We start from the raw sequence: 16,044 nt of genomic DNA on the forward strand, positions 1-16,044 counted from the left end.
ACGGGCGGTCAGTCCTCGAAGCCGCCTTCGGGGACCGGTTGGGGCGGCGGGGCGCCGACGTAGCGGGCGCGGGGGCGGATGATCTTGGAGTCGCGGGCCTGTTCGAGGATGTTGGCGCTCCAGCCGACCACGCGGCTCGTGGTGAAGGTGGGCGTGAACATCGGGCGCGGGACCCCGGAGAGCTCCATGACCACGCCCGCGTAGAACTCGACGTTCGTGTAGAGCTTGCGGCCGGGCTTGACCTCGGCGAGGATCTCGACCACGCGGCGCTCGACGGTCTTGGAGAAGTCCACGATGTCCCCGCCGAACTCGGTGGCGACCTCCCGCAGGTGGTTGGAGCGCGGGTCCTCGGTCTTGTACACGTTGTGCCCGAAGCCCATGATGCGCCGCCCGGCCTCCAGTTCGCCGCGGATCCAAGCGTCGATGTTGTCGGGCCCGCCGATGGCGTCGAGCGCGTCGAGCGCCCGCGCGGGCGCGCCGCCGTGCAGCGGCCCCGAGAGGGCGCCGATCGCGCCGACGAGGGCGGCGCCGACGTCGGCGCCGGTGGAGGCGATGACGCGGGCGGTGAACGTGGAGGCGTTGAAGCCGTGGTCGATCGTGAGGATGAGGTAGTGCTCGATCGCGCGCGCGGCCTCGGCGGTGGGGACCTCGCCGGTCATCATGTACAGGTAGTTCGCGGCGTAGCCGAGGTCGGCCCGCGGGTCGAGCGGGGTCTCGCCGCGGCCGAGGCGCCACATCGCGGTGAGGACGGCGGGCGTGACGGCGCAGGCGAACAGGGCGTCCTCGGCGCGGGCGTCCTCGTCGATGTCGAGGACCGGGCGCATCGGGCGGGCGGCGCACGCGGCCGAGAGGGCGGTGCGCAGGCCGTCGAGCGGGGAGGCGCCGACGAGGTGCGGGAGGAGTTCGCGCAGCTGCGGGGTGAGCGCGCGGTGGGGCGCGACGCGCTCCTTGAACGCGGCGAGCTGGGCGCGGGTGGGCAGCGCGCCGTGGGTCATGAGGTACCAGACCTGCTCGAAGGAGCAGTGGCGGGCGAGTTCGACGGCGTTGTACTGGCGGTAGTGGTAGAAGCCCTCCTCGCCGCGGACGTCGCCGATCTCGGTGTCGGCGACGATGACGCGGTCGAGGCCTTTGGGGACTTCGATGAACTCGGTCATTGGGAGCTCCTCCTCGGCGAGGCCTGTGACCTGGACGTTGACGAACCGTGGCGGCCCGTCGCGGTCGCCTGGCGCGACCGGTCGCCGGTGCCGTCCGATTCGCTTGAAAGCCTACGGGATTTCGCCTGGGCCGGGCTTGAACGACGGCGCGCGATCGCGTCGCGGTCGCGGCGGCGGCGCCTTCGGCGGCTCGTGGTGAGACCGGGGTCGCCGATTCGGCGATGCGGGTTGACCGGCCGGGCGCGGGCCTGAATGATGGTGGGGCGGTCGGCGGTCCGGCCGTGCACGGCCACCCTCTGATGTGATTGGTCTGAGATGGAAGACAACTTGGGCGCCGCCCCCGGCGTCGTGGTCGGAGTGCTGCTCCTCATCGCCGCGGTCATGTGGTTCTCCCCCGGGGCCCGCCACAAGTTCCGCAAGGCGACGATGTGGCTCGTGATCGTGGCGGTCGCGATGATCATCATCTTCGGCTATCTGAACGCGGGCCAGCAGAGCTGACTCCGGCGCCCTTCGCCCGCCGGGACCGAGGGGCGTCTTCCCTGTTCAAGCGTGATCGTGGAAAAGTCGACCCCTTGAACGGAACAGATCATTCCGGTCTGCTATAGTGGAATCAAACGTTCCGTTCCACTGAACTCGGACCTCCGGAGGCAGCCGTGACCATCGCAGTCGACACCCCGCCCACCGCCGCGGACGACGCCGTCGGCGCCCGGGCCGACGCGCCCGCGCCCTTCCCGCGGCGCTGGCTCGGCCTCGTCGCCGTCCTCGCCGCGACGCTCCTCAACCTCCTCGACGCCTCGATCGTGAACGTCGCCGCGCCGGCGATCCGCACCGACCTCGGCGGCACCGCCGCCACCCTCCAGTGGCTCGCCGCCGGGTACACCCTCGCCCTCGCCGTCGGCCTGCTCACCGGCGGGCGCCTCGGCGACATGTTCGGGCGCAGGCGGGTCATGCTCGTCGGCCTCGTCGGCTTCCTCGCCGCCTCACTCGCCTGCGGCGCGGCCGGGTCCATCGAGACCCTCCTGGCCGCGCGGGTCGTCCAGGGGATCTTCGCGGCCGTCATGGTGCCGCAGGGCTTCGGGCTCATCCGCGACATGTTCGGCCGCGACATGGGCAAGGCCTACGCAGTGTTCGGGCCGCTCATCGGCCTCGCCACCATCGCCGGACCCGTCGTCGCGGGCCTCCTGGTGGACGCCGACCTCCTCGGCACCGGCTGGCGCTCGATCTTCCTGGTCAACCTGCCCCTCGGCCTCGCCGCGCTCGTCCTGGGCGCCAAGGTCCTCCCCGCCGGGGCGCCCGCCGCGAAGGGCCTGCGGCTCGACCTCGGCGGGGCGCTCATCGCCGCCGCCGGGATGTGCCTGCTGCTCGTGCCGCTCGTCGAGGGCCGCGAACTCGGCTGGCCCGCCTGGTCGATCGCCATGGTCGTCGCCGCCGTCCCGGTCCTGGGGCTCTTCGCGTGGACCCAGGCCCGCCGCGCCCGGACGGGGCGCACCGCGCTCATCGAGCTGAGCGTCTTCGCCAAGCGCTCGTACACCTCCGGCATCGCGTTCGTGGTCGTCTTCTTCGGCTCCATCACCGGCTTCTCGCTCGCCGTCGGCCTGTTCTTCCAGCTCGGGCTCGGCTTCGGACCGCTCAAGGCCAGCATCGCCATGGCCGCCTGGGCGGTCGGCGCGTTCATCGGCTCCGGCGCCAGCGCGGGCCTGGCGCCCCGGCTCGGCCGCGGGGTGCTCCACCTGGGCCTGGGCCTGATGACCGCCGGGCTCGCGGTGGTGTGGCTCCAGTTCGGCGCCGAGACCGCGCCGGGGACGTGGGCGCTGTCGCCCGCGCTGCTGGTGTACGGGATCGGGATGGGCATGATCTTCGTGCCGCTGTTCGGGATCATCGTCGGCGACCTGGAGGACCACGAGGTCGGTTCGGCGGCGGGCCTGCTGGAGTCGTTCCAGCAGGGCGCGGCGGCGCTGGGCGTGGCCGGGCTGGGGACGGTGTTCTTCGGCCGGTTCGCGATCGGCGGCGGGGCGGCCGAGGCGATGGGCGCGGCGCAGTGGGTGGCGGGCCTGACGGTCGCCTTGACGGTGCTGGCGTTCCTGGTCGCGTTCGGGCTGCCGAAGCGGGCGAAGGCCGATCACTGAGTTTCGGCGTGCCGACCGGCCGGGCCCTCGCGGGCGCGGCCGGTCCGCTCGCGTTCACGGGAAGCGGATCAGAACGAACCGCTCTGTTCCAGTTAGGATGCCATCATGACCGACAAGCCGATGAGCGGGCGCAAGGCGCAGGCGGCCCGCAACGACAAGCTCATCCTGGAGGCCGCGCACGCGGTGTTCGTGGCCGATCCGGCCGCGCCGATCGCCGAGGTCGCCAAGCGCGCGGGGGTCGGCATCAGCGCGCTGTACCGGCGCTACCCGAGCAAGGAGGACCTGCTGCGCAAGCTCTGCGCGGACGGGCTGCACCGGTACATGGAGCTGGTGCGGGAGGCGCTGGACGACGACGGCGACCCGTGGGAGGCGTTCTGCGCGTACATGCGGGGCGTGGTCGCGGCGGACACGCCGTCGATCACGGTGCGGCTGGCGGGGACGTTCACGCCGAGCGAGGACATGTTCAAGGCGGCGGTGGAGGGCGACGAGCTCAACCGGGCGATGCTGGAGCGGTTCAAGTCGGCGGGGGTGCTGCGCGAGGACGTGGCGAACGGCGACTTGCAGATGGTCACCGAGTCGGTCTGCTCGATCGAGATCGGCGACGCGGAGCGGACCCGGGCGGTGCGCCTGCGGACGCTGGAGCTGCACCTCCAGGCGCTGCGCGCGCCGGGGTCGGGCCCGCTGCCGTCGACGCCGGTGACCGACGAGGAGATGGGCGCGCGGTGGGTCCCGCCGGGGGCCTCCTGGGAGGGTTAGCAGGGTGAGCCGGTGTGTTCGGTTCCCTTGCGCCCGTTAGGAGAAGTCCTCGCGGAGGGTCTCGGCGAGTTCGCGGAAGCGGTCGCAGCCGGTCATGTCGGCGAGGCGGCCGAGCTGTCCGATGTGGATGCGGTGGTACTTGGGGGACTGCGCGATCGGGTTGTCCTGGACGCGCATCCCGTACCAGGAGGCCGCGCCGGGCACCCGGAGCCTCGGCACGTAGTGCAGGACGGTGGCGGCGGCCCTGTTGAACAGGGTGAGGGCCTCGTCGGTCTTGGTGGCGTGCCAGTAGTCGTAGAGCCCGTACATGGCGAAGACGTGGCCGTTGAGGACCCGCATCGGCTCGACGTCGCCGGCGTACTCCTCCAGCCAGGTGAAGCCCTCGGCGTCGGTGAAGGTCACCCAGTCCTCGGCGTCCTCGTCGAGGAGGGTGGCGAAGACGCCGTCGGCCACGTCGAGCCAGCGGGGTTCTTCGGCGAGCGTCCACAGGCGCGTGGACAGGGAGAGCAGGAGGCCCTGCGCCATCGCCGAGCGCCAGGGCGCGTGGATGGTGTTGGCGGCGTCGCCGTGGAGGGGGAAGTCGAAGCCGTACTGGAGGACGTACCCGTTCGCGGCGCGGTCGAGCAGGTCGCGGGCGTTCGCGTCGGCGAGCGCGAGCTTGCCGAGGTCGCCGGTGGCGCGGTACTCGCCGAGGAGCGACAGCGCGAACTGGGTCTGCTGGACCGGGTGGCGGTAGCGCTTCCCGGCGCGCTCCCAGAGGTTGATGCCCCAGTCGTCGGTGGGGAGGGGGAGCGCGACGTCGCGGTGGTACGGGTCGATCCCGGAGGTCAGCGCGAAGTCGGTGATTCGGGGGTCTGGCTGCTGCATGTCCGGGGTGCTTCCGTTGCGGTGCGGGCGGGGGCGGTACGGGGTCCGACCGGTCGGACGGGTGCGGACAGCGTACGGGCGCAAGACGGTGACAGGGGTGAATGCGGCATGAACTTCACCGGAAGAGCTGCCGACCGGAACGCCGTACGACGTACGGCGGGTTGCAGTCCCGTATGCCGTACGGAGCACCAATCCCGTACGGCATACGGAGAGAAGACCTCGTACAAAGTACGAGGCACGCTGTACGGCGAAGTCATTCCGTACAAGGTACGGCGAGGCGACTCCGTGCGGTGTACGGCGTTGAAGCGGGGCACGCGAAAGGGCCCGGCATGACTGCCGGGCCCTTCGGATCTGAGCGGACGACCGGGATCGAACCGGCGACCTACACCTTGGCAAGGTGTCGCGCTACCAACTGCGCTACGTCCGCATTCGCGGGGTTGCCCCCTGAACGAGCATTACTGTATCGCATCGCCGGGCGGCGCCCCGTGGGGCCTTGGCCCCGGTTGGGGCGCGGCTCACGCTGCGGGCGGTTCGGCGGGGCCGAGGCCGAGGGCGGCCAGGGCCGCGTCGTCGAGGCCGTCGATCGCGACGGGGTGCTCGCGGTGGGCCTCCCAGTCGCCGCGGCCGAGTCGCCAGCGGCGCTCGGTGCGGCGCTCGCCCTTGACGACGAGGTGGGCGATGCCGTCGGCGCGGTAGCCGAGGCGGCGCGAGACGCCCTGCGAGGGGCCGTTGCCCTCCATCGAGGCGCTGGTGGCCCACTCGGCGCCGAGGCCGTCGAAGGCGAAGGCGAGCACGGCGGCGCGCATCTCGGTGCCCAGGCCCCTGCCGTGGTGGGCAAGGCCGAGCCACGAGCCGGTGAGGACCTCCCGGGTCAGGGCGAACTCCTTGGCGGCGATCTCCTGCATGCCGATGACCGCTCCCTCGTGGACGGCGACGAACGGCAGGGTCCAGTCCTCGGGGGCGGCCGACATGACGGCGCGCATCTGGTACTGGACGGTGGCGCGGCCCCGTTCGAGGGGCGGGGCGTCGGTCCAGGGCTCGGCGAAGGGCATGAAGGACGGGTCGTGGATGCCGGCCGCGGCCTGGTCGGCGAGCGCGACGAGGTCGTCGAGGTCGGGCACGCGCAGTTCGAGGCGCTCGGTGCGCAGGCGGATGCGGTAGACCGGCAGGTAGTCGGCGAGCGTCACGACTCCTCCTCTTTCTCTTCGGGGCCGAGCTCGTCGCCGAGGCCGAGCATGTCGAGGACGTCGGCGTCGAGGCCTTCGACGGCGACGTCGTGGCGGCGGTGCGCCTCCCAGTCCTCGCGGCCGACCCGCCAGCGGCGCAGGTGGCGGCGCTGGTCCTGGACGACGTGGAACTCCTCGCCGTCGGGCCGGTAGCCGAGCCGCTTGGAGACGCGCTCCGAGGGGTCGTTGCCGACGTAGGAGCCGCTGCGGGCGGTCTGGGCGCCGAGGCCTTCGAAGGCGAGGTGGAGCACGGCGGCGCGCATCTCGGTGCCCAGGCCCTTGCCCTGGTGGGCGAGGCCGAGCCACGAGCCTGAGTCGACCTCGCGGGCGAGGGCGAAGCGCTTCCCGGCGACGACCTGGGTGCCGATCACCTCGCCGTCGCAGAAGACGACGAACGGGATCGCCCAGTCCTCGGGGTCCCAGCGGCCGATCGCGCGGTGGTACCAGATGGCGACGCCGCGGCGGATCGCCTCGGGCTCGCCGACCGTCCACGGGTTGGAGAAGGGCATGAAGCCGGGGTCGTGGACGCCGTCGGCGGCGAGGCGGGCGAGCGCTTCGAGCTCGCCGTAGTCGGCGAGGAGGCGCAGTTCGAGGCGCTCGGTGCGCAGGCGGAGCCTGAGGATCGGGAGGAGGTCGGCGAGCATGGGTCGATTCTGGCGGCGCGTGGGCGATGCGGCAATCGATTAAGCCGGACCCGCGGTTGCAGCATCGGCTGACATGTGTCAGACTTTTCTTACATACGACAAGGATGGTTGATATGCCGTCGGAGGAATTCTCGCCGCAGGCCCTGACGGGCCCGGTGCTGCTGGCCGCCTGCGGGGCGCTGGCGAACCCGCACCGGCTGCGCATCCTCGGCGCGCTCGCGGACGGGCGGCAGTACGTCAGCCGCCTCGCCCGCGACCTGGGGATGAGCCGGCCGCTGCTCCACATGCACCTCCAGAAGCTCCAGGCCGCGGGCCTGGTGCGCGGAGAGCTGGAACTGGCCGAGGACGGCAGGGCCGTCAAGTACTTCGAGGCGGTGCCCTTCGCACTGGAGGTCACCCCGCAGGTCATCAGGGCGCTGGTGCCCACGCTGCCCGACCCCGCCCCGCCGCGGGCGGGCGACAAAGGAAAGGACACTGAATAATGGCCATGGAACAAGCCGGAATGCTGTTCGCGTTCGGATTCCTCCTGCTCATCACCGCCATCGTGATCACGGTGATCCTGGCGTTCACCACCACCTCGAAGGCGAAGGCCTCGGCCGCCCGCGAGGCGAACTACCGCGAGCTGGCCGAGAAGGCGAGCCTCGACTCCTCCGAGATCCGCGCGTCGCTGATCGAGGTCAAGAGCCGGCTCGCCTCGGTGGAGCGGATGCTCAAAGAGGTGGAATGACGCCCGGGGTCGGGCGCGGGGAATTCTCGTGAATCACGGTCAACCCGCGCCCGATGCGGCACGCTCGGACGCATGGACACGTCTCACGGCGCCGCCGCGCGCACCGCGCCGCTCTCCGAAGAGGAGCTCGACCGCATCGACGCCTACTGGCGCGCGGCGAACTACCTCACCGTCGGCCAGATCTACCTCCTCGACAACCCGCTCCTGCGTGAACCCCTGCGCGCCGAGCACATCAAGCCGCGCCTGCTCGGCCACTGGGGCACCAGCCCCGGCCTGAGCCTCATCTACGCGCACCTCAACCGCTGCATCACCGCCCGCGGCCTCGACATGATCTACGTGACCGGCCCCGGCCACGGCGGCCCCGCGATCGTGGCGAACACCTGGCTGGAGGGCACCTACCCCGAGCTGTACCCCTCGGTTGGCCACTCCGAGGACGGGATGCGGCGCCTGTTCCGCCAGTTCTCCTTCCCCGGCGGCATCCCCTCCCACGTCGCCGCCGAAGTGCCCGGCTCCATTCACGAGGGCGGCGAACTCGGGTACGCACTCTCGCACGCCTACGGGGCCGCGTTCGACAACCCGGACCTCACGGTGGCCTGCGTCGTGGGCGACGGCGAGGCCGAGACCGGCCCGCTCGCCGGGTCCTGGCTCTCCAACGTGTTCCTCAACCCCGTCTCCGACGGCACCGTCCTGCCGATCCTGCACCTCAACGGCTACAAGATCGCCAACCCGACCATGTTCGCGCGCATCTCCGACGAGGACCGCGTGTCCTTCTTCCGCGGTGTCGGCTACGAGCCGTTCATGGTCGAGGGCGACGACCCCGCCGAGGTGCACCAGTCGCTCGCGGCGACCTTCGACGCGTGCTTCGACCGGATCGCCGAGGTCCGCGCCGACGCGAGGAGGCGCGCGAACGGGGCGCCGGTGCGCCCCCGCTGGCCGATGGTGATCCTGCGGACGCCGAAGGGCTGGACCGGTCCGTCCGAAGTCGACGGCCTGCCGGTGGAGGGCACGTGGCGGGCACACCAGGTCCCGCTCGCGGGCGTGCGCGACAACCCCGAGCACCTCGCGATGCTGGAGGCGTGGATGCGCTCGTACCGGCCCGAGGAGCTGTTCGACGCCACCGGCAAGCCCGTCGAGGGCCTGCTGGGGCTCCCGCCGCGCGGCGAGGCGCGCATGAGCGCCAACCCGCACGCCAACGGCGGCCTCCTGCTGCGCGACCTCGTGCTCCCCGACTACCGCGAGTACGGCGTGGCCGTCGAGGGCCACGGCCGCACCACCGCCGAGGCCACGCGGGCGCTCGGCGCGTGGCTGCGCGACGTCATCGCCGCCAACCCCGACCGCTTCCGGCTCTTCGGGCCCGACGAGGTCGAGTCCAACCGCCTCGACGCCGCCTTCGAGACCACCGACCGGCAGTGGGAGGCCGAGATCCTGCCCACCGACGCTCACCAGGCCCCGCACGGGCGCGTCATGGAGGTCCTCTCCGAGCACCTGTGCGAGGGCTGGCTGGAGGGCTACCTGCTCACCGGCCGCCACGGCCTCTTCACCTCCTACGAGGCGTTCATCCACATCGTCGACGCCATGTTCAACCAGCACGCCAAGTGGCTCGACGCCTCGCGGGCCATCCCGTGGCGCCGCCCGATCGCCTCGCTCAACTACCTGCTGTCGAGCCACGTGTGGCGCCAGGACCACAACGGGTTCTCCCACCAGGACCCGGGCTTCATCGACCACGTCATGAACAAGAAGCCCGACATCGTCCGCGTCTACCTGCCGCCGGACGCCAACACCCTGCTGTCCACGATGGACCACTGCCTGCGCTCGCGGCAGTACGTCAACGTGGTGGTCGCCGGGAAGCAGCCCTCGCTCCAGTACACGAGCATGGACGAGGCGGTGCGCCACTGCGAACGGGGCCTTGGGATCTGGGAATGGGCCTCCACCGACGAGGGCCGCTCGCCGGACGTCGTGCTCGCCTGCGCCGGGGACGTGCCGACCCTGGAGGTCCTCGCCGCCGCCGACATCCTCCGCAAGGCCCTCCCCGACCTCAGGGTCCGGGTGGTCAACGTCGTGGACCTCATGCGCCTCCAACCCGACACCGAGCACCCGCACGGCCTCGGCGACCGCCAGTTCGACACGGTCTTCACCACCGACCGGCCGGTCCTGTTCGCCTTCCACGGCTACCCGACGCTCATCCACCGCCTCACCTACCGGCGCACCAACCACGACAACATCCACGTGCGCGGCTACAAGGAGGAGGGCACCACCACTACGCCGTTCGACATGGTCATGCTCAACGACCTCGACCGGTTCCGCCTCGTCATGGACGTCGTCGACCGCGTCCCCGGCCTCGGCCCCAACGCCGCCGGGCTGCGCCAGCAGATGGTCGACGCCCGCCACGCCGCCCGCGAGCACACCCGCACCCACGGCGAGGACCAGCCCGAGGTCGCGCAGTGGAGCTGGCCTGGTTAGCTTGCGCCCCAATATAAGACCATGTAGACGGTTTCGGCTCGCCCCTTGAGCCGCACGTGCACACCTGGTAGACCTGACGGGAGGCGTACTCGCGAACCCCCAGGAGGCTGCACGTGGCGAAGGTCAGGCCCGGTCGCGTCGTGGCCGACCACGACGAGGACCTCGTGGTCTTCACGGTCGGCGTACGGATCAACAAGCTCTGGAAGGTCGGCAGGTGGCTGCCGGTCCTCGCCTCGATCCCCAAGATGCTGCGCGAGCTGGAGGACCCCGAACTCGGCCTGCTCGACTCCCGCGTCATGGTCGGCGGCCGCGTCGTCGCCGTCGTCCAGTACTGGCGCAGCGCCGAACACCTCGAACGCTACGCGCACTCCCAGGTCCACTCGCACCGCGGCTTCTGGAAGCGGTTCAACCGCGAGGTCAAGGACAACGGCGACGTGGGCCTGTGGCACGAGCTCTACCGCGTCCCCGCCGGCGCCCACGAGACCTCCTACGTCAACATGCCGCCCTACGGTCTCGCCAAGGCCACCAAGGAGAAGGACGCGGCCCGCACCGACCCCGACGACCACCACCACGAGACCGGCGGCGTCCACTGAGTCACGCCCGCCGCCCGGCGGCGCGGGCGAATGGCGAGGTGCACGGTCAGTCCGTGAGGCGGGCGAGGTCGCGGACGAGGGTCTCGGTGGCCCACTTCGTCTGGTGGGCGGTGAGTTCGGCGTCGAAGCCGCGGGGGCCGCACTCGGCGATGAGGATGAGCATGAGGTACATGCGGTAGAGCGCGAGGCGCCGCTCCTCCCCCGCCGTCAGGGCGCGGCCGAGGAAGCCGTCCACGACGGCGGCGAACTCCTCCTCGGGGACGAACTGGAGCGAGACGAGTTCGGCGATCGGGTCGCCGTAGAAGGCGCGCTCGCCGTCGATGAAGGCGCGCACCCGCCAGCCGTCCTCGGTGCGGTGCACGAAGATGTTGCCGTCCCACAGGTCGAAGTGGACGAGCGCGGGGCGGGTGACCTCGTCGAGGAGGGCGCGTTCGGCTTCGAAGAGGGCCGCGAGTTCGGGGACGGGGCGCGGCGGGGTGAGGTCCTGCTCGGCGATGTCGGCGAGGACGTCGCCGACCATCGCGAGGAAGGACTCGCCCCAGGTGTCGGCGACGGTGCGCCCGCTCGCGCGCGGGTAGCCGAAACGCTCGCCGGTGACACGCGCGAACAGGGCGCCGGTGGCGCCGATGTCGCGGCGCAGGTCGAGCCGTTCGGCGTCGGTGAGCTCGTCGCGGACCTTGTGCGGAAAGCGGCCCTCGACGCGGTCGATGATCATGACGCCGCCCTCGGGGTCGCCGTGCCACAGCCGCGGCATCGGCACGCCCGCGGCGATCGCGCGCTCGAAGCACTCGATCTCGGTCGCCATGAGGTCGACCTCGTAGCGCAGCAGCTTGAGGCCCTTGGCGGGGGCGACCTTGACGACGAGGCGGCGCCCGTCGGCGGTGTCGAGCGCGTGCGCGGCGTTGAAGAACCCGTCGGTGAACTCCTCGTGCGCGGTGAACTCCAGGTCGGGGCCGAGGCGGTCGCGGACGAGGGCTTCGACGGCGGCGCGGTCGAGGCGCGGGCGGATGGCGATCTCCATCGCGCCATTCTCGCCGCGCGGAGGGCGGGTGGCAATCGGTAATACGGACGGAGCGTCGGTCCGCTTGTCCCGCACCGTCGCGGGCCGTAGCGTGGACCGACACTCGTCGATGGGAGGCGGCCATGACCGAAGCGTCTGCGCCGGTCCTGCGGGGCCTGCGCCCCGGGGACCTGGGCTGGATCGTCTACAGCCAGGGCAAGGGGTACGCGGAGCACTACGGCTGGAACGGCGAGTACGAGGCGCTGGTGGCGCGGATCGCCGCCGACTTCGCCGCCGCCCACGACCCCGAGCGCGAGCGCGGCTGGATCGCGGAGATCGACGGCGCCCCGGTCGGGTCGATCGTGTGCGTCGACGCGGGGTCGGGCACGGCGAAGCTGCGGCTGCTGTGGGTCGAGCCGTCGGCGCGCGGCGCTGGCGTCGGGGCGATGCTCGTGGAGGCGTGCGTGGCATACGCGCGCGAACGCGGCTACACGTCGATGGAGCTGTGGACGGTGTCGATGCTCGCCGCGGCGCGGCGCCTGTACCAGGCCGCGGGGTTCACGCTGACGAGCGAGGAGCCGGTGCAGCTGTTCGGGCAGGAGGACCTGACCGGGCAGGTGTGGCGCCTGGAGCTGTGAGCGGTTCGGCGGCGGGGCCCCGCGGGGCCCCGCCGCCGCGGCCGTCACCGCGCCTTCAGCGCCGCCATGCGCGCCTCGATCTCGGCCTCGTCACCGAGGGAGTCGAGGTCCTCGAACTGGTTGTCCAGCGAGGACATGGCGATCTCCTGCTGGCCGCGGACCTTCGCCTCCTCGCGGCGGACCTTCTCCTCGAAGCGGCTCACCTCGCTGAGCGGGTCCATCACGTCGATGCTGCCGAGCGCCTCGGTGACCTGCTTCTGCGCCTGCGCGGTCTTCTGCCGCGCCGCCAGACTGCTGCGCTTGGACTGGAGCTCGGCGAGCTTCGACTTCATCGTGGTGAGCGACTGCTTGAGCTTCTCGACCACCTCGTTCTGGCTCGCGATGACCGGCTCGGCGTCCTTCATCTCCTTCTCGAACCCGATCTGCTTGCCGAGGGCGACCTTCGCGAGGTTGTCGAAGCGGTCGGCCTCGGCGGTGTTCCCGGACTCGCGGAGCTGGTCGGCCTTCGCGCTGGCGTTGCGGGCCTTGGTGCCCCACTCCTCGACGGCCTGGCGGTCGGACTCGTGGTCGTCCTCCATGAGCCGCAGGTTCCCGATGGTCTCGGCGATGGAGCCCTCGGCGTCGGCGATGCTGTTCTTGTAGTCGCGCTCCATCTGCGCGAGCATCTTCTCCGGGTCCTCGGCGTTGTCGATGACGTCGTTGATGTTCGCCTTCACGAGCTGCCCGATCCGCCCGAAGATCGACTGCTTCTTGGTCATGCCCCCTCCTAGGGTTCGACACGGTCACGGGACGCCCGGCGGGCCCCCGGGTTCAGAATCGGCCGCCGCCCCCGCGCCTGCCGCGGGTCGCGCCGCCGCCGAAGGAGCCCGCGCCGCCGCGCCGGCGGCCCGAGCCGCCGGAGTAGCCGCCGCCGAAGCCCCCCGAGGACCGGCCGCCGCCGCCGAGCATCCCGCCCAGGAGGATGCCGCCGAGGATCGCCCCGGCGTTCGAGCCTCCGGCCGGTCCGCCCTTGTTCGGGTTGCTCGGCGCGAGGTAGCCCTGGACGTCGCGCTGGGCGGCGGCCGAGGCGGCGTTGGCGAGCTCGTCGGCCCGGTGCCCGCGCTCCAGCGCCTGGACCGGGTCGGCCTCCCTGAGCGCCAGGGCCTGCGAGAGCTCCTGCTTGGCCTCGTTGAGGCGGGTGCGGGCCTGGGGGCCGACGGCGCCGCGGTTGGTGTTCACGTAGTCCTCGACGGCCGCGGTGGTGCTCTGCGCGCTCATGAGGACCCGGTCGAGCTGCTCGTGGGCGCGCTGGGCGTTCTGCACCGCGTCGCGCAGCGCCGCCAGTTCGCGGTCGAGCTCGGCCGAGGCCCGTTCGAGGGCCGCGACGGATTCGAGCGGGTCGACCGGGCCTTCGGCGGCGCGGATCTCGGCGGCGACCTCGCGCAGGCGGGCGGCCTTCGCGGCCGTCTCCGGGCCGGTGCGGGCGCCGGCGGCGAGGCGTTCGGCCTCGGCGGCGTCCGCGTCGGACTCGTCCAGGAGGGCGGGCAGCCGCGCGGCGGCGGCGTCGAGCTCCTCAGAGCGGCGCAGGACCGCGTCCACGGCCTGCTCGGCCTGGGCGGTGGCCTCCTCGGCGGCCCGGACCTGGACCGCGGCCCGGCCGCGCTCCTCGGCGGCCACCGCGCCCTCGGCCTCGGCGAGGCGCTCGCCCGCGAAGCGCAGGCGGTCCTCGGCGGTGGCGGGGAAGTCGCGGACGGTGGCGACCGCGGAGGCGGCGTAGCGCCCCTGGAGCGCGCCGATGGCCTCGCGGGCGGCGACGAGTTTAGGGGCGAGGGCGGCGCCGCGCTCCCTGACGGCGGCGGCGGCTTCGGGGGCGCGGCGTCCGAGGTCGCGGAGCCGCTCGAACCCGGCGGCCTTGTCGTCGAGGCCCTTGTTGGCCTTGACGAGCTTGTCGATGACGGCCGCGAGCATCTCGCGGCGCTGCGGCTCGGTCTCGGGCACGTCGTCGTCGAGTTCCTGGCGGAGCTTGAAGGAGTCGCCGAGCCCGGCTCTGGCGGCGGCGAGGGCCGCGGCGAACGCGGCGGTCTGGTCGGCGCCGAACTCGGCCTCGGCGAAGCCGAGCTCCTGCTCGCTGGTGCGGATGGCGTCGTCGGTCTCGACCAGGAGCCGGTTGGCCTCGGTGTTCAGCTCCTCGGTGCTCAGCTTGCGCTGCTTGGCGGCGCTGGGGGCGCCGACGGCCTTGGCGGTGCGGCGGCGGCGCCACACGACGACGAGGATCACGACGGCGGCGAGCGCGAGGAGGACGAGGACCCACACGATCGCACTGGAGGAGCCGGAGGCGCTGCCGCCGGTGGCGGCGGCCTTGTAGCCCTCGGCGGCGCCGATCGCGGCGCCCGCCCAGTCCTCGTCGGCGAGTTCGGGGGCGATGCGCCCGGAGGCGACCTCGTTGAGCTGGGAGTCGGTGAGCGGGAAGCCCGCGGCGACCGACCAGGTGTAGCGGCGCTCGCCGGTGGCGATGACCAGGAGGAGGTCGTCGGTGCCCAGGCCCGAGTCGACGGCGGTCGTGTCGGCCCACTCCTGCGGCCGGTAGCCGCCGAAGTCCTCGATGTAGGCCACGAAGAGGCCGATGCCGGTGTCGGCCTTGAGGTCCGCGATGGCGTCCTCGATCTGGTCCTCCTGGCCCGTGACGGCGCCGACCTGGTCGGTGACCTCGCCGGTGAGGACGATCGGCGCGGTCGCCGCCGCCGGGGTGGCGAAGGAGAGGAGGGCGAGGCCCGCCAGCGCCGCCAGCGCCGCCTGGATCGAACGCATCCGCACGCACCCCCTTGGTCGGAATCGGTGTCAGTCTAGGAGCGAATGCCCTGTTCAAGCCGTGGTATCGAGGATTTGGGCCGGAGGACGGGACCGGAGTCGGCGGGTGGTCCGCGTCACGGGAGAAATATTCGGGGGCCGTGCGGCGCTGTAGGTGTCATTAGCACTCTCGGGTTGGGAGTGCTAATCCTGAGGAAGGGGACAGCCACCATGATCGTTCGCTACCAGCACCCGCAAGCCGCGTACCGCCAGATCGACCAGCACTTCAACCGCGAGTTCGAGCGTCTGGTCCGGCTCGGCTTCAAGCGCGCCGCCGTGCAGAGCTCGCTGCGCGCCGACGTCTACACCGAGGGCGAGGACCTCGTGGTCACCGCCGCCGTCCCGGGCGTGAGCCCCGAGGACGTGACGGTGGAGGTCGAGGGCCGCAGGCTCTCGATCACCGCCGAGCGCAAGGCGCGCGAGGCCGCCGAGGGCGACCGCTATCTCGTGCGCGGCCTGTCGGCCGGTTCGTTCAGCCGCGAGTTCACGCTCCCGGAGGGCACGAGCGCCGAGCAGGTGAGCGCCGAGGTCGCCGACGGGCTCCTCCAGGTGCGCGTCGCGGGGGCGGTCAAGCCGGCGCCGCAGGCGCGGCGCATCCCTGTCAACGGCGTCGCGCCGGTGATCGAGGGCGCGGCCGAAGAGGCGACGGACGAGGCCGCGGCCGAGTAGGTCCGTGAGAGGAACGCCGAAGGGCCCCGGAGTGATCCGGGGCCCTTCGCCGTGCGCGCGTTCGTTTCGAGGGCTCCCGCTCCGGCGTCCCACCCCGGTGCGGTCTTCCTGCGGCCGGAGTCCCCCTCTCCCGCCGGTGCATCCACTATTCAATGTTTATATGGAAGTACTTTCACTGGGTCCACCGCTCCGTTCACGAGAGCGAGGACTATCAACTGCTCATTGGTGTCGACGTTCAGTCGTGTTCTCAATTCGCGGAGGAGGCGCCTCAGGTGGGTCGGTGTGAACCCCAGCCATTCGGCCGCCACTTCCTGATTGGGTGCTGATATGAGACAACAGAGGAGTCTGGATTCTTCCT

The 16,044-nt window shown here is 71.9% G+C and carries 16 protein-coding genes and 1 tRNA gene; 9 read left to right on the forward strand and 8 right to left on the reverse strand.

Going from position 1 to position 16,044, the window contains the following annotated elements; translation table 11 throughout:
• Window positions 1-8: 8 nt before the first annotated feature.
• A complete protein-coding gene (locus E9998_RS10275; protein ID WP_136529612.1) occupies window positions 9-1,154 on the reverse strand; it encodes a citrate synthase/methylcitrate synthase in 1,146 nt (381 codons plus the stop codon).
• Window positions 1,155-1,469: 315 nt separating this feature from the next.
• Here E9998_RS10275 and E9998_RS10280 point away from each other — a divergent pair, with 315 nt between their 5' ends.
• From E9998_RS10280 to E9998_RS10290, 3 genes are all read left to right on the forward strand, one after another.
• Entirely contained in the window at window positions 1,470-1,652 is a 183-nt protein-coding gene (locus tag E9998_RS10280) for a hypothetical protein (protein WP_136529613.1), read from the forward strand.
• Between the two features lie 155 nt (window positions 1,653-1,807).
• Window positions 1,808-3,280: an MFS transporter gene (locus tag E9998_RS10285; RefSeq protein ID WP_204745363.1), complete on the forward strand. Its 1,473-nt coding sequence runs from the start codon at window positions 1,808-1,810 to the stop codon at window positions 3,278-3,280.
• A gap of 105 nt (window positions 3,281-3,385) precedes the next feature.
• The gene (locus E9998_RS10290; protein ID WP_204745364.1) at window positions 3,386-4,036 is read left to right on the forward strand and encodes a TetR/AcrR family transcriptional regulator; all 651 of its coding nucleotides are present in this window, start codon (window positions 3,386-3,388) and stop codon (window positions 4,034-4,036) included.
• A gap of 36 nt (window positions 4,037-4,072) precedes the next feature.
• On the opposite strand, the gene E9998_RS10295 is transcribed toward E9998_RS10290, so the two are convergent.
• The 4 genes from E9998_RS10295 to E9998_RS10310 form a co-directional block, all read right to left on the reverse strand.
• Window positions 4,073-4,903, reverse strand: a complete 831-nt coding sequence (locus E9998_RS10295) for a D-glucuronyl C5-epimerase family protein (protein ID WP_136529614.1) — start codon at window positions 4,901-4,903, stop codon at window positions 4,073-4,075.
• Between the two features lie 354 nt (window positions 4,904-5,257).
• Window positions 5,258-5,330, reverse strand: a tRNA-Gly gene (locus E9998_RS10300).
• Window positions 5,331-5,418: 88 nt separating this feature from the next.
• Window positions 5,419-6,090: a GNAT family N-acetyltransferase gene (locus E9998_RS10305; RefSeq protein WP_136529615.1), complete on the reverse strand. Its 672-nt coding sequence runs from the start codon at window positions 6,088-6,090 to the stop codon at window positions 5,419-5,421.
• Window positions 6,087-6,773: a GNAT family N-acetyltransferase gene (locus E9998_RS10310; protein ID WP_136529616.1), complete on the reverse strand. Its 687-nt coding sequence runs from the start codon at window positions 6,771-6,773 to the stop codon at window positions 6,087-6,089. The genes E9998_RS10305 and E9998_RS10310 overlap by 4 nt, the downstream gene beginning before the upstream one ends.
• Window positions 6,774-6,886: 113 nt before the next feature.
• Between E9998_RS10310 and E9998_RS10315 the strand changes: the two genes are divergently transcribed.
• From E9998_RS10315 to E9998_RS10330, 4 genes are all read left to right on the forward strand, one after another.
• Window positions 6,887-7,255 carry an ArsR/SmtB family transcription factor gene (locus E9998_RS10315; protein WP_136529617.1) on the forward strand — a complete coding sequence of 123 codons (369 nt, stop codon included), beginning with the start codon at window positions 6,887-6,889 and terminating at the stop codon, window positions 7,253-7,255.
• Complete coding sequence (locus E9998_RS10320) at window positions 7,255-7,500, forward strand: hypothetical protein (protein ID WP_136529618.1); 246 nt, start codon at window positions 7,255-7,257, stop codon at window positions 7,498-7,500. Before E9998_RS10315 ends, E9998_RS10320 begins: the two co-directional genes overlap by 1 nt.
• Before the next feature lie 72 nt (window positions 7,501-7,572).
• Complete coding sequence (locus E9998_RS10325) at window positions 7,573-9,960, forward strand: phosphoketolase family protein (RefSeq protein WP_136529619.1); 2,388 nt, start codon at window positions 7,573-7,575, stop codon at window positions 9,958-9,960.
• Between the two features lie 113 nt (window positions 9,961-10,073).
• Window positions 10,074-10,553: a DUF4188 domain-containing protein gene (locus tag E9998_RS10330; RefSeq protein ID WP_204745365.1), complete on the forward strand. Its 480-nt coding sequence runs from the start codon at window positions 10,074-10,076 to the stop codon at window positions 10,551-10,553.
• A gap of 46 nt (window positions 10,554-10,599) precedes the next feature.
• On the opposite strand, the gene E9998_RS10335 is transcribed toward E9998_RS10330, so the two are convergent.
• A complete protein-coding gene (locus E9998_RS10335; protein ID WP_136529621.1) occupies window positions 10,600-11,574 on the reverse strand; it encodes a phosphotransferase family protein in 975 nt (324 codons plus the stop codon).
• A 122-nt stretch (window positions 11,575-11,696) separates the two neighbouring features.
• Here E9998_RS10335 and E9998_RS10340 point away from each other — a divergent pair, with 122 nt between their 5' ends.
• Window positions 11,697-12,191, forward strand: a complete 495-nt coding sequence (locus tag E9998_RS10340) for a GNAT family N-acetyltransferase (protein ID WP_136529622.1) — start codon at window positions 11,697-11,699, stop codon at window positions 12,189-12,191.
• Window positions 12,192-12,235: 44 nt separating this feature from the next.
• On the opposite strand, the gene E9998_RS10345 is transcribed toward E9998_RS10340, so the two are convergent.
• Entirely contained in the window at window positions 12,236-12,949 is a 714-nt protein-coding gene (locus E9998_RS10345; protein WP_136529623.1) for a PspA/IM30 family protein, read from the reverse strand.
• 52 nt (window positions 12,950-13,001) lie between these two features.
• Window positions 13,002-14,978, reverse strand: a complete 1,977-nt coding sequence (locus E9998_RS10350) for a TPM domain-containing protein (protein ID WP_136529624.1) — start codon at window positions 14,976-14,978, stop codon at window positions 13,002-13,004.
• A 210-nt stretch (window positions 14,979-15,188) separates the two neighbouring features.
• On the opposite strand from E9998_RS10350, the gene E9998_RS10355 reads away from it, so the two are divergent.
• Window positions 15,189-15,686 carry an Hsp20/alpha crystallin family protein gene (locus tag E9998_RS10355; RefSeq protein WP_158299770.1) on the forward strand — a complete coding sequence of 166 codons (498 nt, stop codon included), beginning with the start codon at window positions 15,189-15,191 and terminating at the stop codon, window positions 15,684-15,686.
• Window positions 15,687-16,044: the final 358 nt, after the last annotated feature.

The sequence above is a fragment of the Glycomyces paridis genome (genome assembly GCF_004912155.1).
In the GTDB taxonomy this organism is placed as follows: Bacteria; Actinomycetota; Actinomycetes; order Mycobacteriales; family Micromonosporaceae; genus Glycomyces; species Glycomyces paridis.

What these genes read in the sequence shown, in the direction of transcription:
- E9998_RS10320 (WP_136529618.1), top strand. Translation starts at nt 7,255, where the DNA reads ATGGCCATGGAACAAGCCGGAATGCTGTTCGCGTTCGGATTCCTCCTG.
- E9998_RS10340 (WP_136529622.1), top strand. Translation starts at nt 11,697, where the DNA reads ATGACCGAAGCGTCTGCGCCGGTCCTGCGGGGCCTGCGCCCCGGGGAC.
- E9998_RS10345 (WP_136529623.1), bottom strand. Translation starts at nt 12,949, where the DNA reads ATGACCAAGAAGCAGTCGATCTTCGGGCGGATCGGGCAGCTCGTGAAG.
- E9998_RS10290 (WP_204745364.1), top strand. Translation starts at nt 3,386, where the DNA reads ATGACCGACAAGCCGATGAGCGGGCGCAAGGCGCAGGCGGCCCGCAAC.
- E9998_RS10350 (WP_136529624.1), bottom strand. Translation starts at nt 14,978, where the DNA reads ATGCGTTCGATCCAGGCGGCGCTGGCGGCGCTGGCGGGCCTCGCCCTC.
- E9998_RS10275 (WP_136529612.1), bottom strand. Translation starts at nt 1,154, where the DNA reads ATGACCGAGTTCATCGAAGTCCCCAAAGGCCTCGACCGCGTCATCGTC.
- E9998_RS10295 (WP_136529614.1), bottom strand. Translation starts at nt 4,903, where the DNA reads ATGCAGCAGCCAGACCCCCGAATCACCGACTTCGCGCTGACCTCCGGG.
- E9998_RS10325 (WP_136529619.1), top strand. Translation starts at nt 7,573, where the DNA reads ATGGACACGTCTCACGGCGCCGCCGCGCGCACCGCGCCGCTCTCCGAA.
- E9998_RS10335 (WP_136529621.1), bottom strand. Translation starts at nt 11,574, where the DNA reads ATGGAGATCGCCATCCGCCCGCGCCTCGACCGCGCCGCCGTCGAAGCC.
- E9998_RS10310 (WP_136529616.1), bottom strand. Translation starts at nt 6,773, where the DNA reads ATGCTCGCCGACCTCCTCCCGATCCTCAGGCTCCGCCTGCGCACCGAG.
- E9998_RS10315 (WP_136529617.1), top strand. Translation starts at nt 6,887, where the DNA reads ATGCCGTCGGAGGAATTCTCGCCGCAGGCCCTGACGGGCCCGGTGCTG.
- E9998_RS10355 (WP_158299770.1), top strand. Translation starts at nt 15,189, where the DNA reads ATGATCGTTCGCTACCAGCACCCGCAAGCCGCGTACCGCCAGATCGAC.
- E9998_RS10280 (WP_136529613.1), top strand. Translation starts at nt 1,470, where the DNA reads ATGGAAGACAACTTGGGCGCCGCCCCCGGCGTCGTGGTCGGAGTGCTG.